The 22,203-nt window shown below is 60.5% G+C and carries 18 protein-coding genes; 11 read left to right on the forward strand and 7 right to left on the reverse strand.

The window, feature by feature from the left end; translation table 11 throughout:
- Position 1 precedes the first annotated feature (1 nt).
- Complete coding sequence (locus RA29_RS17320) at positions 2 to 1,255, reverse strand: sarcosine oxidase subunit beta family protein (RefSeq protein ID WP_039688658.1); 1,254 nt, start codon at positions 1,253 to 1,255, stop codon at positions 2 to 4.
- A gap of 192 nt (positions 1,256 to 1,447) precedes the next feature.
- Positions 1,448 to 2,878, reverse strand: a complete 1,431-nt coding sequence (locus RA29_RS17325; protein ID WP_039688341.1) for a Glu/Leu/Phe/Val dehydrogenase — start codon at positions 2,876 to 2,878, stop codon at positions 1,448 to 1,450.
- Between the two features lie 322 nt (positions 2,879 to 3,200).
- On the opposite strand from RA29_RS17325, the gene RA29_RS17330 reads away from it, so the two are divergent.
- From RA29_RS17330 to RA29_RS17340, 3 genes are read left to right on the forward strand one after another with little or no spacing between them, the layout of a single operon-like run.
- Complete coding sequence (locus RA29_RS17330; protein ID WP_241462639.1) at positions 3,201 to 4,592, forward strand: TadE/TadG family type IV pilus assembly protein; 1,392 nt, start codon at positions 3,201 to 3,203, stop codon at positions 4,590 to 4,592.
- A 53-nt stretch (positions 4,593 to 4,645) separates the two neighbouring features.
- A complete protein-coding gene (locus tag RA29_RS17335; protein ID WP_241462640.1) occupies positions 4,646 to 5,125 on the forward strand; it encodes a TadE family protein in 480 nt (159 codons plus the stop codon).
- Positions 5,125 to 5,676: a TadE/TadG family type IV pilus assembly protein gene (locus tag RA29_RS17340; protein WP_039688346.1), complete on the forward strand. Its 552-nt coding sequence runs from the start codon at positions 5,125 to 5,127 to the stop codon at positions 5,674 to 5,676. The genes RA29_RS17335 and RA29_RS17340 overlap by 1 nt, the downstream gene beginning before the upstream one ends.
- Here the strand turns inward: RA29_RS17340 and RA29_RS17345 are convergent.
- From RA29_RS17345 to RA29_RS17365, 5 genes are all read right to left on the reverse strand, one after another.
- The gene (locus tag RA29_RS17345) at positions 5,673 to 6,173 is read right to left on the reverse strand and encodes a hypothetical protein (protein WP_039688348.1); all 501 of its coding nucleotides are present in this window, start codon (positions 6,171 to 6,173) and stop codon (positions 5,673 to 5,675) included. The genes RA29_RS17340 and RA29_RS17345 overlap by 4 nt on opposite strands.
- A gap of 41 nt (positions 6,174 to 6,214) precedes the next feature.
- Positions 6,215 to 7,159 (reverse strand): NAD(P)-dependent oxidoreductase, encoded by a 945-nt coding sequence (locus tag RA29_RS17350; RefSeq protein WP_039688350.1) that lies wholly within the window; start codon positions 7,157 to 7,159, stop codon positions 6,215 to 6,217.
- 62 nt (positions 7,160 to 7,221) lie between these two features.
- On the reverse strand, positions 7,222 to 8,196 hold the full coding sequence (locus RA29_RS17355) for a membrane dipeptidase (RefSeq protein WP_039688352.1): 975 nt from the start codon (positions 8,194 to 8,196) through the stop codon (positions 7,222 to 7,224).
- A 3-nt stretch (positions 8,197 to 8,199) separates the two neighbouring features.
- Positions 8,200 to 9,039 (reverse strand): NAD(P)-dependent oxidoreductase, encoded by an 840-nt coding sequence (locus RA29_RS17360; RefSeq protein WP_039688354.1) that lies wholly within the window; start codon positions 9,037 to 9,039, stop codon positions 8,200 to 8,202.
- Between the two features lie 10 nt (positions 9,040 to 9,049).
- On the reverse strand, positions 9,050 to 10,261 hold the full coding sequence (locus tag RA29_RS17365) for an FAD-binding oxidoreductase (protein ID WP_039688355.1): 1,212 nt from the start codon (positions 10,259 to 10,261) through the stop codon (positions 9,050 to 9,052).
- A gap of 198 nt (positions 10,262 to 10,459) precedes the next feature.
- Between RA29_RS17365 and RA29_RS17370 the strand changes: the two genes are divergently transcribed.
- The 8 genes from RA29_RS17370 (at position 10,460) to RA29_RS17405 (ending at position 22,201) form a co-directional block, all read left to right on the forward strand.
- Complete coding sequence (locus tag RA29_RS17370; protein ID WP_039688357.1) at positions 10,460 to 11,044, forward strand: ANTAR domain-containing protein; 585 nt, start codon at positions 10,460 to 10,462, stop codon at positions 11,042 to 11,044.
- Entirely contained in the window at positions 11,041 to 12,219 is a 1,179-nt protein-coding gene (locus RA29_RS17375) for a CmpA/NrtA family ABC transporter substrate-binding protein (RefSeq protein WP_039688359.1), read from the forward strand. The genes RA29_RS17370 and RA29_RS17375 overlap by 4 nt, the downstream gene beginning before the upstream one ends.
- Before the next feature lie 264 nt (positions 12,220 to 12,483).
- Positions 12,484 to 13,824, forward strand: a complete 1,341-nt coding sequence (locus tag RA29_RS17380; protein ID WP_241462648.1) for a CmpA/NrtA family ABC transporter substrate-binding protein — start codon at positions 12,484 to 12,486, stop codon at positions 13,822 to 13,824.
- 245 nt (positions 13,825 to 14,069) lie between these two features.
- Positions 14,070 to 15,149 (forward strand): ABC transporter permease, encoded by a 1,080-nt coding sequence (locus tag RA29_RS17385; protein ID WP_039688363.1) that lies wholly within the window; start codon positions 14,070 to 14,072, stop codon positions 15,147 to 15,149.
- A 5-nt stretch (positions 15,150 to 15,154) separates the two neighbouring features.
- Entirely contained in the window at positions 15,155 to 16,831 is a 1,677-nt protein-coding gene (locus tag RA29_RS17390; protein WP_039688365.1) for an ABC transporter ATP-binding protein, read from the forward strand.
- A gap of 5 nt (positions 16,832 to 16,836) precedes the next feature.
- Positions 16,837 to 19,269, forward strand: a complete 2,433-nt coding sequence (nirB, locus tag RA29_RS17395; protein ID WP_039688367.1) for a nitrite reductase large subunit NirB — start codon at positions 16,837 to 16,839, stop codon at positions 19,267 to 19,269.
- Positions 19,266 to 19,601, forward strand: a complete 336-nt coding sequence (nirD, locus tag RA29_RS17400) for a nitrite reductase small subunit NirD (RefSeq protein WP_039688369.1) — start codon at positions 19,266 to 19,268, stop codon at positions 19,599 to 19,601. The genes nirB and nirD overlap by 4 nt, the downstream gene beginning before the upstream one ends.
- Complete coding sequence (locus RA29_RS17405) at positions 19,598 to 22,201, forward strand: nitrate reductase (RefSeq protein ID WP_082029592.1); 2,604 nt, start codon at positions 19,598 to 19,600, stop codon at positions 22,199 to 22,201. Before nirD ends, RA29_RS17405 begins: the two co-directional genes overlap by 4 nt.
- Positions 22,202 to 22,203: the final 2 nt, after the last annotated feature.

Below are 22,203 nucleotides of genomic sequence, written 5' to 3' on the forward strand. Positions count from 1 at the left end.
CCTAGTGCAGATTGTGCTGAGACCCGGTGGCCTCTTCATCCATGATCCCGCGCCCGGTGCGGAAACGATCCAGACGGTGACGGACGGTTGTGGGGTGCGGCGTGCCGGTGGCCAGAAGGTGGGCGAAGGTGTGGCCCGAGGCCGGTGTCGCCTTGAACCCGCCATAGCACCAGCCGCAATTGACAAAGAGCCCCTCGATATCCGTCTTGTCGATGATGAAGGAGCCGTCGGGCGACATGTCCATCACGCCGCCCCAGCTGCGCAGCACCTTGGCCTTGCCGATGGCAGGCATCAGCGTCATCGCAGCCTCGGCCACGTGTTCGACCAGCGGCAGGTTCCCGCGCGAGGCGTAGCTTGCATACATGTCGAGGTCACCGCCAAAGACCAGGCCGCCCTTGTCGGACTGACTGATATAGAAGTGGCCCATACCATAGGTGATGACGTGATCAATGCAGGGTTTCAGCCCTTCGGTGACAAAGGCTTGCAGCACGTGACTTTCGATAGGCAGGCGCATACCCGCCATCGCTGCCACTTGTGACGAGCGACCCGCAGCAACCATTCCGACCTTCTTGGCGCGGATTGGCCCCTTGGTTGTCTGGACGCCTTTCAGCACCCCGTTTTCGACGTCGATGCCGGTGACCTCGCATTGCTGGATCAGGTCGACACCGCGGTCGCTGGCAGACCGGGCAAAGCCCCAGGCCACCGCGTCATGGCGCGCAGTGCCACCCCGTTTGTGGTAGAGCCCGCCATAGATCGGAAAACGCGTCTGTTCGAAGTCGAGGAACGGCAGCAGTTTTTCAACGCCCGCCCGGTCAAGCATTGCGCCGTCATCGCCCTGCCCGCACATGGAATTGGCCCGCCGGACAAAGGCGTCGCGCTGCCCGTCTGAGTGCACGAGGTTGATGATGCCGCGCTGGGAGTGCATGACGTTGTAGTTCAGGTCCTCTTCCAGACCTTCCCACAGTTTCAGCGAATGCGAATAGAACTCGGAATTGCCGGGCAGCATGTAATTGGCCCGCACGATGGTGGTGTTGCGGCCCACATTGCCACCGCCGAGGTAGCCTTTTTCCAGCACGGCCACATTGGTCAGCCCGTGTTCCTTGGCCAGATAATGCGCCGTTGCCAGACCATGACCGCCGCCGCCGATCAGGACAATGTCATATTCGGGCTTGGGTTCGGGATTGCGCCAATGCGGCCCCCACCCTTTGTTCCCGGTCAGCCCTTCGGTCAGAACCTTCAGCCCTGAAAAGCGCATATGCCCCTCCGCCTGCATGCAGGCTCCACCATGATCATCCCACTTGGTGTAGCAAGAGGTGTGTGGCCGCCTGCGGCACTTTTCGACACGGGCTGGTCTGGCAGCGACTGATTATGCGGCGCGACCGTAAGGACACGCGGCACCCGTAAGAACCGGGTGCCGCTGATATGGATAGGATCGAGCCTACCGCGGTCAGAGACCCTTGGCCCGATAGCTGTCCGCCACCTTGCCGATGGCCACCAGATAGGCGGCGGTCCGCAGGTCATCGACATCATCCCGGCCATGCCAGACCGCGGCCATCGACTGGTAAGCGGCGCGCATCGTGTCATCAAGGCCCGAGCGCACCAGCTCCAACTCGTCCGCGCCGCGCAGGTACTTGTCCTTGAAGTCCGGCGTGATGGTCCAGGCGTCGCCCAGATGTCGACTCAGACGCTCAAGTTCGTCCACGACAAGCTGGTGCCGCGCCTCTTCCTGACGGCGCTGCATCCGGCCAAATCGGATGTGGCTGAGGTTCTTGACCCATTCGAAGTACGAAACGGTCACACCACCCGCATTGGCATACATGTCGGGAATGATCACCGTTCCCTTTTCGCGCAGGATCGCGTCAGCGCCAGCCGTGACGGGGCCGTTCGCAGCCTCGATGATCAGCGGAGCCTTCACATTCTTGGCGTTGGACAGGTTAATCACGCCTTCGAGTGCCGCGGGCACGAGGATGTCACACTCTTTTTCCAGAACGGAGGCCCCATCTTCGACAAAGGTGCCGTCGGCATAGCCCGATACCCCGCCGTGTCGCGCGATCCAATTGCGTACGGCATCGATGTCCAGACCGCGATCATCAACAAGCGCACCATCGCGTTCGATGATACCGACGATCTTGCAGCCGTCCTCTTCGCTCAGGAATTTGGCGGCGTGATAGCCCACATTGCCCAGGCCCTGCACCACAACAGTTTTACCGTCGAGCGTGCCGGACATCCCGGCTTTTTTCACGCCCTCGGCATCACGGAAAAACTCGCGCAGGGCATATTGGACACCGCGCCCTGTCGCTTCCGTACGCCCCTGGATACCGCCCGCGTTGGTCGGCTTGCCGGTCACGCATGCCACACTGTTGATATCGGTGGTGTTCATGCGTTTGTACTGGTCGGCGATCCAGGCCATCTCCCGCTCGCCCGTTCCCATATCGGGGGCGGGTACGTTCTGGGCAGGGTTGATCATGTCGCGCTTAATCAGCTCGTAGGCAAAGCGCCGTGTGATCAACTCCATCTCGTGCTCGTCATATTCGCGCGGGTCGACATGCAGCCCACCCTTGGACCCGCCAAACGGCGCCTCGACCAACGCACATTTGTAGGTCATCAGCGCGGCCAGCGCCTCGACCTCGTCCTGGTTGACGCCCAGCGCAAAGCGGATGCCGCCCTTGACCGGTTCCATGTGTTCGGAGTGGACGGAACGATAACCGGTGAAAGTCTGGATTTGCCCGCGCAGCCGCACACCAAAACGGACCGTATAGGTCGCGTTGCAGACCCGTATCTTCTCCTCCAGCCCCGGCGGCAGATCCATGAGGGCCACCGCCCGGTTGAACATGATGTCAACGCTTTCACGGAAACTGGGTTCATTTTCGGGGTTCATCCGGGATCTCCTTCTTCCGGCACGACTCAGTATGGATCGAGTCTGTGAACCCAGCCTATGACGGTTCCGTTAATAGGTGCGACTTTTTTGTGCGATTTGGAAACAGGGCGGCGAACACCTGCAATTCTTACCAATTTGTAAACAGTGCAGCATACGCTGCCGGATTGACGACAATGCAATCGAAATCTCCCCACAGCTTTCCCCTTTCTGCCCGAATTCAGCCACATTCGAGGGCCACACCGATCATTGGACGAAAAGGCTGTTCAGGCCTGAGATGACCAAAACAACAAGGTGCTCGAAGCCAATGAATTGGACACGGAAATTGACAACGAAGGCGGGGCTGAAAAACAGCGTTGCCGGATTTGCGCGGGACGAGTCGGGGGCTATGACCATCTTCGCCGTCGCGATGTTTATGATGATGATCCTCGTGGGCGGCATCGGGGTTGACCTGATGCGCAACGAGATGGAGCGGACGCGCATGCAAGCGACTGTAGACCGTGCCGTGCTGGCCGCTGCAGACCTTGATCAGCCATTGTCGCCCGAAGACGTCGTGCGCGACTACTTCGACAAGTCCGGAATGAGCGACTACCTTAGCTCCGTCTCGGTAGACGAAGGACTGAACTTCAGGACGGTCACTGCCACGGCCAATATGACGACGAACACGCAGTTCATGCGCCTGATGGGCGTGGAAACTCTGCCGGTTCCGACAAAGGCACAAGCTGAAGAGCGTGTTTCCAATGTTGAGATTTCCATGGTGCTCGATATTTCCGGCTCCATGGGCCGGAACAACAAAATGGCGAACCTGCAAACCGCGGCGAAGTCATTTGTGGACACCGTTCTTCGGGATGAGAACGATGACCTGATTTCGGTGTCGTTGATCCCCTATACCGCGCAGGTGAATGCCGGGTATGACATCTTCTCGCGGATGGAGACAAACCACCTGCACAACTATTCCTACTGCATCGATTTCGAAATCCCTGATTTCTCTGAAACCGGGCTCGACCTCGACAGAGAGTACGAGCACATGCAGCACTTTGATGAAGGGTGGGACTACTCTAACCCCGTTAGCAACCCGGGTTGCCCCAAACGAAGCTACGAAGAGATCGTGCCGTTCAGCCAGAACGCCACCGCTCTCAAGAACACGATTGATCAGTACCGCGCCCGCGCGAACACGTCGATCCACCTTGGCATGAAGTGGGGTGTTGCACTGCTTGACCCGACATTCCGTCCGATCACGCAGGATCTGGCATTGCCCGGCACCGACGTTGTGGATGACGCCTTTGCCAACCGCCCTGCGCCGTATTCGGACACCGAGACGTTGAAGACCGTTGTGCTGATGACGGACGGTCAGAACGTTGACACCACGCGCATCCAACCGTGGTACTACGCCAACTCATCGCATTATGCGCACTGGAACCGCTATCCGCTGCACTGGTACCTGAACAACTATGTGCGGGGCAGCTGGAGCAACTGGCGCTACACCAAATACACCTCTGCCCAGGGTGACGCGATGTTGGAAGACATCTGTGATGCAGCCAAGGCCGAGGGGATCGTGGTGTGGTCCGTTGGGTTCGAAGTGACTGACTACTCTGCCGGCGTGATGGAAAACTGTGCCTCCTCGCCGAGCCATTTCTTCCGGGTGGAAGGCGTCGAGATTACCGAAGCCTTCGAGGCAATTGCAAAGCAAATCAACCAACTGAGGCTGACCCAATGACCTTCAATCCCAAATCATTTCTACGCCGGTTCCGGCGCGAGGAAGATGGCCATATGGTGGTGGAATTCGCCCTTGCCATTCCCTTGATGTTCGGCCTGTTCATGACGTCCGTGGAACTTGGCGTCTACCAGGTCCGCCAGGGCTTCCTTGACCGCGGGCTCGATATGGCAGTGCGCAACGTGCGCCTGAACACCGGTGCCAACTATTCGCACAGCGATATCAAACAGATGGTTTGTGAGTACTCGGGTTTTCTTGAGGACTGCGACAATGCGCTCAAGCTTGAGATGATGCCGGTGTCGGCGCGCTCCTTCTCGGGCTTCCCGAATGCGATCGACTGTGCCGACGTGTCACTGCCGGTCACGCCTTCGACCACCTTTGTGCACGGCAGCGAACATGAGTTGATGATGCTGCGGGCCTGCTACTCGTTCAACCCCGTCTTCCCGATGACCGGGCTGGGGGGATCGTTCTCCAAGGATGGCGCGGGCCGGGTCAAAATGACCGCTATGTCCGGATTTGTGCAGGAGCCAAGCTGATGAAACGCCTTATCAACACCCTGCGGGCCTTCCGCGACGACGATCAGGGCAGTATCGCCGTTGAGACAGCGATCATAGTCCCGGTCCTATTCTGGGCTTACCTGTCGATGTTCGCGATCTTTGACTCGTATCGCCAGCATTCCATCAACCAGAAAGCGGCCTATACCATTGGTGACATCATCTCGCGTGAGACGACGCCGTTGGACAGCAGCTACCTGAACGGCACGCGGGAGATCCTTGCCTATCTCACAAACAACGCCAAGAGCGACGTGGCTGTTCGTGTGACCAGCGTGAAATACGATGCCAACAATGACGTTTACAAACGTGACTGGTCCCGGGCGCGCGGGTGGCAGCCTGCGCTGTCCAACAACCAGGTGGCAGACCTGCGTCAGGTGCTTCCGGTCATGCCACACAACGAGCGCGTGATGGTCGTCGAAACCTTCTCCAGGTATGAGCCGCCGTTTGACACCGGGCTACAGGACCGCGAGATCACAAACTTCGTCTTCACACGGCCGCGCTATGCACCCCGTGTGCTGTGGTCGAACGACTAAGACGGATCAGATGACCGTTCTGCAATCATGGCCGAGAGGATCTCGGCCATGAATTTTGCCTGATGACCGGGTGTCATGCCACCGACACCGACGCGATTGCCCAAACGCCACCAAAGCCCGGGCCTCCAGGCCCGCTGATCAGACGCGTTCAGGCGCAACAGAAAGCCGTTCGACGGCTTGAAGGCGAACATGCCGCGATCAAGCGATGCAATATCTGCGGTGCGCGCAACCACCTGACCGGAACTGTCGCGCAGCTCTTCTGGTGTCAACTCAAGTGTCAGTGCCGTGGCGCGGCGCATTTTCTCGGCGATCCAGAGCGAGCCGCCGCCCAGCGCAAGCAGGAAAATCTGCCAGCCGATCTCAGGCGGGCGCACGATGCCCACATAGATCACCATCAGTGACAGGATGCACAGTGACCCCACCCCCAGAATACGACGCCCCGGCGACGCATTGATCGTGGCGATGACCTCGCCCTCTTTGAAATCCAGACCTTGCATGGCCCGCCCTTAGCTTGCGCGCGGCAGGCGGGCAAGGTTGATCAGCGCCGCACGATAACCTCGGCCCCCGGTTCTTCGGGTTCATCATCGGCCACTTCTGCCGGAAAACCGGGTGCAGTGACGTCCAGCCCGGTCGCCTCTTCCAGCCGCTTGATGATGTTGGGGGACAGCTCACGCGGGCCAAAGCGGTCGATTGCGTCGTCAAAAAGCTGGATCAGGAGCGGGTTCAAATCCAGCGGCACACCTGCCCGGTCGGCCACATCCTGAAACAGGCCGATGTCCTTGGCCACAAGATCCATGGTGAACGAAATATCGCGCGAGCCGTTCAGGATCACCTGGCTTTCGGTTTCGTGCACGAACGACGTTCCAGAGCTGATCGCCATTGCCTCATAGGCCACGCCAAGGTCCATGCCAGCACCCTTGGCCACGGTCAGCGCCTCAGCGCAGCTCACAAGGTTGGCTGTGGCGAGGTAGTTTGTCAGCACCTTGAGCACAGATGCGCTGCCCAGATCGCCGGTATGCAGAACCCGCCGCCCCATTGTTGTCAGCAGCGGCAGGATGCGTTCGAATGTGGGGCGATCACAGCCGGCGAAGATGCTTATATTGCCCGTGTCCGCCCGGTGGCAGCCGCCCGAGACCGGGCAATCGACCGCCGCACCGCCCGCCTCAATGACCTGCGCGCCGATGCGTTTGACCTCTGCCTCATCGGTCGTGGACATCTCCATCCAGATCTTGCCGGGGCCGACATGAGGCAGCATCTGGTCCATAACGGCCGCCGATGCTGCCGGGCTGGGCAGGCAGGTGATCACCGCGTCGCAGTTTTGCATCATCGCTGCCGGGCTTTGTCCATCGTGGGCACCGTCAGCCACTTTGGCGGCGACCAAGTCGGCATTCAGATCGTGCACGCACACATCGTGGCCGTTGCGGATCAAGCTACCCGACAGCTTTCCGCCTACATTTCCAAGACCGATAAAACCGATTTTCATGGCTGCTCTCCCTGCCGTACCGGTGGCAGTGGAAAAGCACCGGCGAAAACTGTCCGGCTTGTTTACGACGCGGGTTCGAAGTTTTCGGCGTAAAAGCGATACCAGTTGCCGCCCATGATGCCCGCGACTTCATCCTCCGACATGCCGGTGGCGCGCAACCCGGTCTCGATGTTGCCAAAGTATCGGTTGTCGCGGAACCACACGGGCTGTGGCGGGAATCCGGGGTTGGCCGCGGAGCCTTCGCCATAGTCGATCTCCTTCGACCAGCGGCCTATGCGCATCCACTCGACCACGCTGTCCGGTTGGTCCTGGCACAGGTCCGACCCGATGCCGATCCTGTCGGTGCCGTATTTCTCTGCCGTCCGCGCAACCGCGTCACAGAACGATTGCAACGTGCAGTTCGACCCGTCTTTGAGGTGGTGAGGATACAGCGAAAAGCCCAGCATCCCACCGTTTGACGTCACCGCCCGGATCACATCATCACGCTTGTTGCGCAGCGCGGGGTGCCAGTCATGCGGATTGGCGTGCGTCATCGCAATGGGCCGTTCCGAGATATCCGCCGCTTCGATTGTCGAACGATCCGCCGAATGGCTCATGTCCACCACCAGGCCAACGCGGTTCATCTCCTTGATCACCTGACGGCCCATGCGCGTGATGCCGGTGTCATTGTCTTCGTAGCAGCCGGTCGCGAGCAAGGATTGGTTGTTGTAGGTGAGCTGCATGAAGCGTGCGCCCAGCGCGTGCACGTTTTCGACGAGGCCAATGTCGTCCTCAATGGGGCTGGGGTTCTGGAAGCCGAAGAATATGGCCGTCTTACCCTTGCCCTTGGCCCGGTCAATGTCGCTCGCCCAGAGCCCCTTGGTGATCAGGTCGGGATACTGTTCGAACCACCGGTTCCACGCCTCGAAATTCAGAACCGTTTCGCGGAAATTCTCGTGGTAAGCGATGGTGACATGAACGGCATCCACGCGCCCCTCGCGCATCTGGCGAAAGATCTTTTCCGACCAGTTGCAGTACTGAAGATTGTCTATGCGCAACGCTCAGTCCTTGCCCTTGTCGTCTGTATCCAGGTTCAAAGCCATCATCGCGCTTTGGCCCATCGGCGTGCTGGCGAAGGGACCGCCATGGCACATGTTGGCCGGGTCCTGCGGGTCCAGAACGCCCGCCTTGGCATAGATTTCCTCTGCAAACTGTTCCGCATTGTCTTGTGGCCGATAGCCTAGATGGCGCGCTCCTGAATTATCGACCGGTGCGCGGTCGTTGTCAGACACGCCGTAGATGATGGAAAACCCTGCAATCGGTGTGTCGATGGCCCGCTCGACCAGATGGATCATGTCGTCGTAACTCAGCCACGAGCCCACGGCGCGCGGATTGGTGACATTGGCGCAGGACAGGATGCGCAGGCACACGGCCTCGATCCCCTCCTTGTCCCAGTACATGCGAGCGAGGTCTTCGGTAAAGCACTTGGCGAGGCCATAGAAACCATCGGGGCGGTGGGCTGCGTTGATGCCGATGGCTTCTGTCTTGGGGTGCATACCAACGGCGTGGATGGATGACGCATAGACGACGCGCCGGACCCCGTGCCGACGGGCGGATTCCCAGATGTTGTAGGAGCCGATTAAATTGGGGCCTAGCAGCGTCTCGAACGGCGCTTCATCCACAATAGCCCCGAAATGGACAACCATGTCGGCGCCTTTAACCACCGCCTCCATCGCTGCGAAATCGGCAAGATCGGCCTGCACGTAGGTTTCGTTTGGCAATAGTTTACCCAGACCGTCCGCAATATCGGTTGAGACCAGTGTCTCGCACATCTTTGACAATGGCACGCGCAAGTAGGAGCCGAGGCGGCCTGCGGCCCCTGTGAGAACGAGTTTCTTCATTATTGGTCCTCTAGATCACTGCTTTTTCGATGATGGGTCGATCAGCGACCAGCCGATCATAATGGAAGGGTGTCAGATCCAGGCTGCGATATGCGCCATATGTCAGCCACTCGGCGGTCCCCCGGCCCATGGCGGGAGACTGCTGGAGCCCATGACCGGAAAATCCATTAAGAAAAACGAAATTCCCGATCTCGGGATGCGGTCCTGTGATCGCATTGTGGTCAAAGGTATTCATGGCGTAGTGCCCCGCCCACTCACTGGTGACCTTGATCGCTTCGAACTGCGGTATGCGCGTCGCGAGAATGGGCCAGACGTGGTTTTCCCATATCGCATGGTCCATGGCAAAATCGTCGTAACCAACTGCCGGATCGACATCGGCATGTCCGCCCGCCTGATAGGTGCCACCGCCATTTTCCCGAACATGCACGCCGGAAGGGTCAATCGTCAGCGGAAGATCGCGATCCAGCGGCTGTTCGGCCTTGAACACCCACGAATAGCGTTTGCGCGGCTCGACCGGCACGCCGATGCCCGCCATCTGCGCCGTACGCGCCGCGCGCGGCCCCGATGCGTTGACGACCTGACCGCAGGCAACGACCTCTCCGCTGGCAAGGGTCACGCTGTCGATATGCGTGCCAGCCGCATTGCGGGTCATCGCGACCACTTCATTGTCGATATACTCGACCCCGCGCTCGCGAGATTGCCTGCGCCACCAGTCAAAGACAGCAGCCCCATCCCAATAGCCTTCGTCCACCGTGTTGATGGACCCCAGCACGATGTCATCCACGTTGTAGAACGGATAGGCTGCCTTGATCTCATCCGGAGTCATCAGTTGCGTCGAGGCACCGGCGGCATGTTGCACTTCGATGTTCCGGCGCAGGGTATCTGCAAAGGCATCGGTATCCGCCAAATACATGTAACCAAAGCTGCGGATCCCAAGTTCGGGCACTCGGTCGTCACCACCCATGTACGTCCTGATGTTCTTGACGAAATCAGCGGCAAACTGGCTGATCCGCACGTTGAGCTCGGTCGAGAACTGCTGGCGCATGCAACTATTTGTGTGCGCGGTTGAGCATTGGGCATAGGTCGGGTCGCGTTCCACAACGAGCACCCGGCCATCGAAATCCGGGTTATCGGTCAGAAACCAAGCCGTCGAAGCCCCCATGATAGCGCCGCCGACGATCACGACATCATAGTGGGTGTATTGCGGTGCCTGTGCCACCAGTGCCCTCGGTTTTCAGTCCATATCTGCGCCAATTGTGCGGCGGATATCCCTGGCGCGCCAGCGCTTTATTCTTCAGATGCTTAAATTTTGTGCGCAACGCCCAACCATTAGGACGCCAACCAAACATAATGCGACATGATCGTGCAGCCTGCATATCCCGGATGGAACGCCATGCCGCCGTCGCGCACGACATGATGCGTGACTGAAGATATGAAAATTGCTGTGATCGAACCCGATCCTGATCGTGCACGCGACATCATTGATGCGCTGATGGAAGGTGGCTGGAACGACGTGGTCGTTTTGGGCGACGTGAGTGGCTTGGCCCGAAAGCTGGCCGCCCTTGATCCCGACCTCGTGCTGATTGACCTGGCCAATCCCAGCCGCGATGCACTGGAACAGGTCAGCGTCGCCTCCGAAGCCCAAAGCCGTCCCGTTGCCATGTTTGTGGATCGCTCCGATGACGAGATGACACAGGCCGCCGTGGCCGCGGGCCTGTCGGCCTATGTCGTCGGAGAATTGCAGCCGGACCGCATCAAACCCGTCCTGCAAACGGCCATCGCCCGCTTCCAGATGATGAGCCAGATGCGCAATGAGCTTGAGGCAGCCAAGCAAGCGTTGGCAGATCGCAAGACCGTTGACCGCGCCAAAGGCATGATTATGCAGGCCCGAGGCGTGGGGGAGGAAGAAGCCTATGCCCTCTTGCGCAAGACGGCCATGTCCCAGAACCGCAAGGTGATCGAAGTGGCGCAAGCCTTGTTGACCGCATCGGATTTGCTGACATGAGTACCGCGCGTCTGAATTGCGGCTACGTGCCTCTGGTCGACAGTGCGCCCCTAATCGTGGCGCAAGAATTGAACTTCGCCGCGGACGAGGGCCTGTCGCTGAACCTGCTGCGCCAGCCGTCGTGGGCTGCGCTGCGGGACCTGCTCGCGCTGGGGCATCTGGATGCAGCCCATATGCTGGCTCCCATGCCCATCGCGATGTCGCTTGGCCTGAGCGGGCCGATGGCCCGAATTGATGCGCTGATGGTGCTGTCGGTGAATGGAACCGTCATCGGTGTGTCGAACGCGATGGCAGAGGCTATGCGGAAAAAAGGGTGGCCGGGTGGCTTCGCGTCTCCGCAAGACACCGCTGGGCCAATGCTGTCCGCGCTCGACCGACCGCTGCGCGTCGGGGTGCCGTTTCCCTATTCCATGCATCGGCTGCTGTTTGAATACTGGATCGGCCACACAGGTCTGATGGACCTGTCCAATATGCACATCATCACCACGCCGCCGCCATTGATGGCGGAGGCCGTCGCCTCGGACGAAATCGATGTGTTCTGCGTGGGCGAGCCCTGGGGTTCGGTGGCTGTCGGCAACAACGTGGGCGAGTTGATCCTGCCCGGTGCCGCGATCTGGGCGCACGCCCCGGAGAAGGTTCTGGCGGCTCGTCATGCCTGGGTCGAGGAGAACCCGGTTGTCGTCGGCGCGTTGATGCGCGCGGTCGCACGGGCGTCCGCATGGCTCGACACCCCCAAGAACCGTCCCCTTGCAATCGAGATCCTCGCCCGCAGCGCGCATCTTGATCTGCCCCATGCCGCATTGGATCACGCCCTCATGGGCCGCTTTGCCACCCAGTTCGGCGCGGCACCCGTAGATGTGCCCGGTTTCCTGCGCTTCCACGACCGGGCCGCAAACTTCCCGTGGCGCAGCCAGGCCGCTTGGATCGGTGCCGAGATTGCGCGGCTTGCCGGGATCAACCGTGACCACGCCATCGCCATGGCCCAGCGCGCCATGCGCCCCGATTGCTACCGGGAGCATCTGGGACCAATAGGTGTCGACATGCCCGGCGCCTCCGCCAAAATCGAAGGCGCCCTGACCCACCCCATGGCCGTCGCGTCGACACGGGGGGAGATGATTCTGGGGCCGGATGCTTTTTTTGATGGCGAAACTTTCGATTTTGCCCCGTCTGAGTGATTAGTTTTTGGGCAGTTGCTGCATCGCAGCGGAAATCTCTTGCTTACGACCAAAATCCAATTGGCGAGCGGCCCGATGAGTCGCTACCCTGAAATCAACGAAGCAAAGACGCTTCCCTCTGCCTCCACGATGGGGGCTCTATCAAGAGCAAAGCTGCTCGTTCTGCCTGCGCATACCTCCTCCCATGCGCTCCGTAGAACGGGCAGCTTTTTTGTTAAAAAAAGGACCGACAGGATGACCCGTCTCTTTACATTTGCAGGTGCCATGGCTGCCCTGCTTGGCACGGCAGCACATGCCGAGCTGCTGGATCTGGAAAAGGATGAGCTGAAGTTTGGCTTCATCAAGCTGACCGACATGGCGCCCTTGGCCATTGCATATGAAAACGGCTACTTCGAAGATGAGGGCCTGTTCGTGACGCTGGAAGCGCAAGCGAACTGGAAAGTTCTGCTGGACGGCGTGATTGACGGCCAGCTTGACGGCGCACACATGCTGGCAGGCCAGCCTCTCGCCGCCACGATTGGGTACGGCACCGAGGCGCACATCATCACACCCTTTTCGATGGACCTGAACGGCAACGGTATCACGGTTTCCAACGAAATCTGGGAGCAGATGAAGCCGCATGTGCCGCTTATGGACGATGGTCGTCCGCAGCACCCGATCAGCGCCGAGGCCCTCGCGCCAGTCGTTGAAGACTACAAAGATCAAGGTCTGCCCTTCAACATGGGCATGGTGTTCCCCGTCTCCACTCACAACTACGAAATCCGCTACTGGCTGGCTGCTGGTGGTCTGGAGCCCGGCTATTACAGCCCCGACAACATCACCGGCCAGATCGGTGCGGACGTGCTGCTGAGCGTGACCCCACCCCCACAGATGCCCGCCACAATGGAAGCTGGCACAATATATGGCTACGCCGTGGGTGAGCCGTGGAACCAGCAGGCCGTGTTCAAAGGCATCGGCGTGCCGGTCATAACCGACTACGACATGTGGAAGAACAACCCCGAAAAAGTCTTCGGCATCACCAACGAGTTCGCCGAAGAATATCCCAACACCACGAAGGCCATCACCAAGGCGCTGATCCGTGCGGCCATCTGGCTGGACGAGAACGACAACGCCAACCGCGAGGAAGCGGTCGAGATCCTGAGCCGTTCGGAATATGTGGGCGCGGATTACGACGTGATCGCGAACTCAATGACCGGTTTCTTTGAATTCGAGAAGGGCGACCGCCGCCCAGCCCCCGACTTCAACGTGTTCTTCCGCTACAATGCGACCTACCCATTCTATTCGGACGCCATCTGGTACCTGACCCAGATGCGCCGCTGGGGTCAGATTTCCGAGGCGAAGCCTGACCAGTGGTATTTCGACATGGCTGCCAAGGTCTACAAGCCCGAGATTTACCTGGAAGCCGCACGCCTGCTGGTGGACGAAGGTCTGGCCAATGAGGCTGACTTCCCCTGGGACAGCGACGGGTTCAAGGCACCGACGCCTGCCGCCGACATCATCGACGGCATCCCTTACGACGGCAAAGCGCCCAACGCTTACATCGACAGCCTGCCCATCGGTCTGAAAGGTGAGCAGAAGGTCGTCGGCAATGCAGTCGAAGGTTGAAAGCCATGAAGGGGTGGGCAGCGATGCCCACCCTACGCTGCTCCGCAGCAATCCGGCCCCAACGGTGGGGCGTTTGCTCAGAATTTAGGCACGCTGCTGTGCCGCAAGAGCCCCCAACACCACGGTGTCACCCCGCGTGCACCCCCCGTACACCCCCTATGCACCGCCGCAGTGCAGCATAGCCCGCCAGACACAAGATATGGGGTTTTGACAGCCCCGCCCGATCCCGCCGAGGAGGCCCTGACATGACCGCCATCGACCCATCCGATCTGGACGCCGCAGCGCGCGAAGAACGCAAGCAGCGGACATTCACCCGCATCAACGCCGCCGACAAATGGTTTCAGGTTCTGGGCCTCGCCTGGCTGACGCCGGTTCTGAAGGCCGCAGCTGGGGACAACCCCAAGGCACAGACCAAGGAAATCTGGCGGCTGTTGGGTGTTCCGCTGGTGGCAATCGCATTGTTCCTTGTGGCTTGGGCATCACTGGCTCCGACCGTGCAGACATCGCTGGGTGCAATCCCCGGACCGGCGCAGGTTTGGGAGCAGGTCGGCAAGCTAAACGAAGACGCCCAGCGCGAGAAAGAGAAAGAGGCCGCGTTCTATGTTCGTCAGGACGAACGCAATGCCAAGCTGATCGCAGATGGTCAGGCCGACCGTGTGAAAGAGCGCGTCTACACCGGCAAGCCGACTTACTACGATCAAATCTGGACCTCGATCCAGACAGTCTTCTTTGGCTTCCTGATAGCGTCGGTCGTCGCCATCCCGCTGGGCATCGCTGCCGGTCTGAGCCCGACGGTGAACGCGGCGATCAACCCGCTGATCCAGATCTTCAAGCCCGTGTCACCGCTGGCGTGGCTGCCCATCGTGACGATGGTTGTCTCCGCTACCTATGCTGCTGACGGTTTCTTTGCCAAATCCTTCCTTACATCGGCCATCACCGTGACCCTGTGTTCGTTGTGGCCCACGCTGATCAACACCGCACTCGGTGTGGCCAGCATCGACAAGGATCTGGTGAGCGTATCGAAGGTTCTAAAAATGAACACTTGGACCAAGATCACCAAGCTGGTCCTGCCCTCGGCCCTGCCGCTGATCTTTACTGGCCTGCGTCTGTCGCTTGGCGTCGGCTGGATGGTTCTGATCGCCGCCGAAATGCTGGCGCAGAACCCCGGTCTGGGCAAGTTCGTCTGGGATGAATTCCAGAACGGGTCGAGCCAGTCCCTCGCCAAGATCATGGTGGCTGTCTTCACCATCGGCATCATCGGCTTCCTACTCGACCGTCTGATGTACGCCATCCAATCCATGTTCACCTTCACGAACAACCGGTGATCCCAATGAGCATGATCGAGTTCAAAAACGTATCGAAGTATTTCGACGCAGGCACCGAGCGGACGGAGGTTTTGAAAGACATCTCTCTGTCCGTGAAAGAGGGGGAGTTTCTGGTCCTCCTCGGGTTCTCGGGGACCGGTAAGACAACCCTGATCAACCTGATGGCGGGTCTGGATACCCCTTCGAGCGGTGAGGTGACGTTCAAGGGTGCGCCGATCACCGGGCCGGGGCCGGAGCGTGGTGTGATCTTTCAGAGCTATTCGCTGATGCCCTGGCTGACGGTGAACGGGAATGTGGGTCTGGCTGTGGACACCATTTTCCCCAGTCTGTCCAAGGCGGAGCGGGCCGAGAAGGTGGACCACTATGTGAAGATGGTGGGTTTGGGTCACGCGACCACGCGCCGTCCTGCCGAGTTGTCCGGCGGGATGCGGCAGCGTGTGAATGTGGCCCGTGCTTTGGCGATGAACCCGGAGGTGCTGCTGCTGGATGAGCCTTTGTCCGCGCTGGACGCGCTGACCCGTGCCAATCTGGCCGACGAGATCGAACATATCTGGGAAGCCGACAAAAAGACCTGTGTGTTGATTACCAATGATGTGGACGAGGCGATTATTCTGGCCGACCGCATCATAGCACTGAACCCGGACGGCACGTTGGGTAACGAGTTTTCTGTTTCCATCCCCCGCCCGCGTGATCGCATGGAGATGAACCATAACGATCAGTTCAAGCGGTTGCGGGCGGATGTGACGAAGTATCTGATGGATGTGGGGATTGAGGCGAAGGTCGAGGGCACGAAATCCTTGCCAGACGTGACGCCCATCCATGGTGTGCCGTCGGCTGTGGCCGATGCCCAGAAGGGGATGATCGAGAACCGGTTCCTGGATTTCTCGCAGCTGCACAAGGTGTATCCGACGCCGAAGGGGCCTCTGACGGTGGTCGAGGATTTCGATCTGAAGATCAACAAGGGCGAGTTCATCTCGCTGATTGGGCACTCGGGCTGCGGCAAGTCGACTGTTTTGACGATGGCGGCTGGTTTGAACGAGATTTCGAAGGGGGCCATCAAGCTGGATGGTCGGCATGTGGAAGGCGCGGATCCTGAGCGGGCGGTCGTGTTCCAGTCCCCCAACCTGTTCCCATGGCTGAGTGCCAAGGAGAATGTGGCGATCGGGGTGGACAAGGTGTACCCGCGTGCGTCGCGTGAAGAACGGCAGGATGTAGTCGAGTACTACCTCGAACGTGTGGGGCTGGCCGACGCGATGGACAAGCAGGCTGCTGATCTGTCGAACGGCATGAAACAGCGGGTTGGCATTGCGCGGGCCTTTGCCCTGTCGCCGAAGCTGCTGCTGCTGGATGAGCCCTTTGGAATGCTGGACTCGCTCACGCGGTGGGAGTTGCAGGAAGTACTGATGGAGGTTTGGTCGCGCACCAAGGTGACCGCCATCTGTGTGACGCATGACGTGGACGAGGCGATTTTGCTGGCCGACCGCGTCGTGATGATGACCAACGGGCCGCAGGCGACGATTGGGAAGATCGTGGATGTGGACCTGCCCCGGCCCCGGACGCGCAAGGCGCTGCTGGAGCATCCAGACTACTACAACTACCGGCAGGACGTGCTCGATTTCCTTGAGGAATATGAGCACGGCGCAAAGCCCAAACCAAAGCCTAAAGCGATGGCAGCGGAGTGAAAGAGATGACACAGAATATCATCGTCATTGGTGCCGGCATGGCCTCGGGCCGTGCGCTGGAGCACCTGTTTGACGCAGGCGCGGACGTGAACGTCACGCTGTTCAACGCCGAGCCGCGCGGGAACTACAACCGGATCATGCTGTCGCCCGTGCTGGCGGGCGACAAGACCTACGAAGAGATCGTGACCCACGATGCCGATTGGTATGAGGCTAACGGTGTGACCTGCCGCTTTGGCGAGCGGGTCGCATCGGTGGACCGAGCGGCGAAGACGGTCACTGCGGAAAACGGCGATGTTCTGCCCTATGACAAGCTGATCTTCGGCACGGGCTCGAACCCTTTCATCATTCCCCTACCCGGCCACGACCTGAACGGGGTGATTGCCTATCGCGACCTTGAAGACACCGAGTTGATGATGTCGATGGGGCCGCAAAACAAGGTCGTGGTCATTGGCGGCGGCCTTCTGGGGCTTGAGGCCGCCGCCGGTATGGCGGCGCGGGGTGTGGACGTGACCGTTGTGCACATCATGGGCCACCTGATGGAGCGGCAGCTGGACGAGGCAGCGGGCTACCTGCTGCGTAAGGCGCTGGTGGACAAAGGCATTACGGTGCTGTGCCAGGCGAACTCCAAGGAAATTCTGGGCGAAGACGGCAAGGTCAAGGCGCTGCTGTTGGACGACGGTACGGAGTTGCCCTGTGACCTATTGGTCATGGCGGTAGGTATCCGACCCAACGTGGCGCTCGCGCAGGACGCAGGCCTCGCTGTGGGCAAGGGCATCCATGTGGATGACCAGATGCTGACCTCGGATGAACACATCCTCGCCGTGGGTGAATGCGTCGAACACAACGGGGCGATCTTTGGCCTTGTTGCGCCGCTTTACGATCAGGCGAAAGTCGCGGCTCAGACGATCATGGGCGAGGACGCGACATTTGTTCAGAAAGAACTGAGCACCAAGCTGAAGGTGACGGGCTGTGACTTGTTCTCTGCCGGTGACTTTGCCGATGCAGAGGGGCGCGAGGACATCGTGTTCCGTGATCCGGGGCGCGGCGTATACCGGCGGCTGGTGATTGAGGACAACGTTGTTGTCGGGACCGTCATGTATGGCGACACCGCAGACAGCAACTGGTTCTTTGGCCTGATCCGCGACAAGACCGACATCGCAGAGATGCGCGATACGGTGATCTTTGGGCCTGCGTACCAAGGGGGTGCCCCCGTGGACCCTTTAGCAGCCGTTGCAGCCTTACCGCGTGATGCGGAAATCTGTGGTTGCAACGGCATTTGCAAAGGCACCATCGTGGACGCCATCGAGGGTGGCGCGACCGACCTGACAGCCGTGAAAGCCGTGACCAAGGCGTCGGCGTCTTGCGGGACGTGTACGGGGCTGGTGGAGCAGGTTCTGGCCGTCACGCTGGGCGACGATTTCGTCATGCCAGCGGCGCAGTCGATCTGTGGCTGCACCGATCTGACGCACGAAGACGTGCGGCGGATGATCAAGTCTCAGGAACTCAAGTCCATGGATGCCGTCTGGCAGGAATGTGGCTGGAAGACGCGGGATGGCTGCCACGTGTGCCGCCCTGCCCTTAACTATTACCTGATTGCCGACTGGCCGCTGGAATATCTGGACGACCCGCAATCGCGCTTTATCAACGAGCGCAAGCACGCGAACATTCAGAAAGATGGGACATTCAGCGTCGTGCCGCGCATGTGGGGTGGGATCACCACGCCGGATGAGCTGCGCGCGATTGCCGATGCGGCGGATAAGTACGATGTGCCGACGGTCAAAGTGACCGGTGGGCAGCGCATCGACTTGCTGGGCGTGAAGGGCGAGGACCTACCCGCCATCTGGGCCGATCTGAACGAGGCCGGGATGGTCTCGGGCCACGCCTATTCCAAAGGGCTGCGCACGGTGAAGACCTGTGTGGGCACCGATCACTGCCGGTTTGGGACGCAGGATTCCACAGGTCTGGGTATCAAGCTGGAAAAGGCGCTGTGGGGGTCGTGGACACCGCACAAGCTGAAGCTGGGTGTGTCGGGCTGCCCGCGCAACTGTGCGGAGGCAACGTGCAAGGACATTGGTGTGATCTGCGTCGACAGCGGCTTTCAAGTGGGCATCGGAGGTGCGGCGGGCATGGATGTCAAAGAGGTTGAGCGCCTGATTGATGTCGAGACCGAAGAAGAGACGATTATCGTCATCAAGGCGATGACGCAGCTTTATCGTGAGAATGCCAAATATCTCGACCGCATCTACAAGTGGATGAACAAGGTGGGGCTGGATTGGATACGCGAGCGCATTGCCGACCCAGCAGAGCGTGATGCGTTGGCGGCCCGCTTTGATCTGTCCCAGACCGTTTACCAGAAAGACCCATGGGCCGAGCACGCCCAGAAGAAGGCCGCGATCTACCGGCCTGTTGCGAACCTGACCCTGGAGGCTGCGGAATGACCGATTGGATTGATATTGCAGCCCTCGACGACATTCCCCAGCGCGGCGCGCGCGTGGTGAAGACGCGGGCCGGGTGTGTGGCCGTATTTCGGACGGCGGCGGATGAGGTGTTCGCGTTGGAGAACTCCTGCCCGCACAAGAAGGGGCCACTGGCCGAGGGGATCGTACACGGGTCTGCCGTGACGTGCCCGCTGCACAATTGGGTGATCTCGCTTAAGACCGGTCTGGTGCAGGGCAACGATGAGGGTCAGGTCGCGACCTATCCGGCGCGGGTTGAAGGCGGGCGCATCCTGCTGGATACTACGTTCCTACAGGCGCGGTCTGCCGCATGAGCACGTGCACGACCTGCCCATACTGCGGCGTAGGCTGCGGTGTGATCGCGTCGCCCGATGGGACCATCAAGGGCGACGCGCAGCATCCGGCCAATTTCGGGCGGTTGTGTTCGAAGGGCTCTGCCCTGGGCGAGACCATTGATCTGGAGGGTCGTTTGCTGGCCCCGACTGTGGGCGGGATCGAGGTTGGCTGGGACGAGGCGACCGCGCTTGTCGCGCGGAAGTTTTCCGAGGCCATTCGCGATTATGGTCCAGAGTCCGTGGCGTTTTACGGCTCAGGTCAGTTGCTGACCGAGGACTACTACGTCGCCAACAAGCTGATGAAGGGATTTATCGGCGCGGCGAATATCGACACGAATTCAAGGCTTTGCATGGCGTCGTCCGTTGCGGGGCACAAGCGCGCTTTTGGCACCGATACGGTGCCGGGAACCTATGAGGATTTGGAAGAAGCTGATCTGATCGTGCTGGTCGGGTCGAACCTGGCCTGGTGCCATCCTGTCCTGCACCAGCGCATTGCCGCTGCCAAGGAGGCGCGGCCGGAGATGCGGATCGTGAACATCGATCCGCGTCGGACTGCGACCTCTCAGCTTGCCGATTTGCATCTTAGCATTGCACCCGATGGCGATGTGGCGCTGTTCAATGGGCTGCTGGCGCATCTGGCGACGACGGGCCGGGTGAACCGCGCGTATGTCGATGCACATGTGAACGGGTTTGAGCCTGCCTTGGCTGCCGCCTATGCGACCGAAGCGGCAGAGAGCGGTTTGTCAGCAGATGAGCTGGCGATTTTCTATTCCATGTGGGCCGGGACCGAGAAGGTTGTCACCGTCTATTCACAGGGTGTGAACCAGTCGTCCAGCGGGACCGACAAGGTGAACGCGATTGTCAATTGCCATCTGGCGACAGGCCGCATTGGTCGCGCTGGTATGGGGCCGTTTTCGGTGACCGGTCAGCCCAATGCGATGGGCGGGCGCGAGGTGGGTGGTTTGGCCAATATGCTGGCGAGCCATCTGGATATCGAGAATGCGGATCACCGGGCGGCGGTGCAGGCGTTCTGGAACAGCCCGACGATCTGTGAAGCCCCCGGGCTGAAAGCGGTCGATCTGTTCAAGGCCTGCGCAGAGGGCAAGATCAAGGCGCTTTGGGTGATGTCAACCAACCCTGCGGTGAGCCTGCCCGATGCGCAGGGTGTGGCGGATGCGATTGCCAACGTGCCCTTTACCGTGGTGTCGGACATCATGGTGCGGACGGACACCGGCGATCTGGCCGATGTGCTGCTGCCTGCGGCGGGTTGGGGCGAGAAGAGCGGGACCGTGACGAACTCCGAGCGGCGCATTTCGCGGCAGCGGGCGTTTCTGCCGGTGCCGGGGCAGGCGCGGCCCGATTGGAAGATCATCAGCGATGTGGCGGCGGTCATGGGATGGGCGGATGCCTTTGACTACACCAGCCCGGCGGATGTGTTTCGGGAGCACGCCGCCCTGTCTGCCGCCATGCGTCCCTTTAAGCGGGACTTTGACATCAGCGGGTTGGCGACGCTGAGTGACGCGGAATATGACGCGATGGCACCCGTGCAATGGCCGGTTCCGGCTGAGGGCAAGGGGCAGACCCGCTTTTTTGCCGACGGTGGGTTCTATCATCCGGATGGCAAGGCACGCATGCTGCCGTTGAGTGCGCCGACGGCCCTTCCATCGGGCCAGTTCCACCTCAACACAGGTCGCAACCGGGACCAGTGGCACACGATGACGCGCACGGGTAAGGCGCCGCGCCTCGGGACCCATCTGGCGGAGCCTTATGTGGAAATTCACCCGAACGACGCTGCCGAGCTTGGCCTTGGCACGGCTGAGCTGTGCGTGCTGAGCGACGGGCAGAACAGCGCGATCCTGCGCAGTCTGCCCACGGACCGGGTTGCGCGTGGCGCGCTCTTTGCGCCCATGCACTGGACACGGCAACGCGCAGCAAACGGAACCGTAAACGCAGTCGTACAGGCCGGAACTGACCCGGTGTCCGGACAACCGGCGCTCAAGTTCGGGCGGGTGACGGCCAGCCGTTTCGAAGCGCGGTGGTACGGATTTCTGGCCTCGGCACAGGCGGTCACGCCCTTGGGCGACTATTGCGCGATCGCGCGCACGGATACCGGTTGGCAGGCGGAACTGGCCGGGGCCTCGGCCCCCGCAGATGCGGAAGCCTTGCTGGCGCGGCTGGTCGGTACACCCACCGGCAGTATCAGCATCGCCTCGGATGCAGCGACGGGCACGCAACGTCTTGCGCACCACCTTGATGGCCGCCTGAGCGCCCTTTTGTTCCTGTCGCCCGAGCCTGTGCAACTCTCGCGGTCTCATGCCATTGCAGCCATTGGGCAGGACAGCCCTGCTGGCGCGGCTCTCGCCGGGCGTGCGGCGGGCGCGCAGGCAGACCCGGGTCCCACCGTCTGCGCGTGTATGAGCGTCGGGCTGAACGATCTGAAACGTGCCATCGCGGATGGTGCGGCCACTGTCGAAGCGCTTGGCGACTGCACCGGCGCGGGCACCAATTGCGGCGCCTGCAAACCCGAACTTCAGGGCCTGCTGTTGCCTGCCCCCACTCCAGCCGTCGCCGCAGAATAGGA

The organism is Tateyamaria sp. ANG-S1 (genome assembly GCF_000814025.1).
Lineage (GTDB): Bacteria > Pseudomonadota > Alphaproteobacteria > Rhodobacterales > Rhodobacteraceae > Tateyamaria.

Bases quoted from the DNA above. Each gene is read 5' to 3' on its own strand.
- RA29_RS17320 (WP_039688658.1), bottom strand. From the start codon at position 1,255: ATGCGCTTTTCAGGGCTGAAGGTTCTGACCGAAGGGCTGACCGGGAAC.
- RA29_RS17325 (WP_039688341.1), bottom strand. From the start codon at position 2,878: ATGAACCCCGAAAATGAACCCAGTTTCCGTGAAAGCGTTGACATCATG.
- RA29_RS17335 (WP_241462640.1), top strand. From the start codon at position 4,646: ATGGTGGTGGAATTCGCCCTTGCCATTCCCTTGATGTTCGGCCTGTTC.
- RA29_RS17340 (WP_039688346.1), top strand. From the start codon at position 5,125: ATGAAACGCCTTATCAACACCCTGCGGGCCTTCCGCGACGACGATCAG.
- RA29_RS17345 (WP_039688348.1), bottom strand. From the start codon at position 6,173: ATGCAAGGTCTGGATTTCAAAGAGGGCGAGGTCATCGCCACGATCAAT.
- RA29_RS17350 (WP_039688350.1), bottom strand. From the start codon at position 7,159: ATGAAAATCGGTTTTATCGGTCTTGGAAATGTAGGCGGAAAGCTGTCG.
- RA29_RS17360 (WP_039688354.1), bottom strand. From the start codon at position 9,039: ATGAAGAAACTCGTTCTCACAGGGGCCGCAGGCCGCCTCGGCTCCTAC.
- RA29_RS17375 (WP_039688359.1), top strand. From the start codon at position 11,041: ATGAGTACCGCGCGTCTGAATTGCGGCTACGTGCCTCTGGTCGACAGT.
- RA29_RS17380 (WP_241462648.1), top strand. From the start codon at position 12,484: ATGGCTGCCCTGCTTGGCACGGCAGCACATGCCGAGCTGCTGGATCTG.
- RA29_RS17385 (WP_039688363.1), top strand. From the start codon at position 14,070: ATGACCGCCATCGACCCATCCGATCTGGACGCCGCAGCGCGCGAAGAA.
- RA29_RS17390 (WP_039688365.1), top strand. From the start codon at position 15,155: ATGAGCATGATCGAGTTCAAAAACGTATCGAAGTATTTCGACGCAGGC.
- nirB (WP_039688367.1), top strand. From the start codon at position 16,837: ATGACACAGAATATCATCGTCATTGGTGCCGGCATGGCCTCGGGCCGT.
- nirD (WP_039688369.1), top strand. From the start codon at position 19,266: ATGACCGATTGGATTGATATTGCAGCCCTCGACGACATTCCCCAGCGC.
- RA29_RS17405 (WP_082029592.1), top strand. From the start codon at position 19,598: ATGAGCACGTGCACGACCTGCCCATACTGCGGCGTAGGCTGCGGTGTG.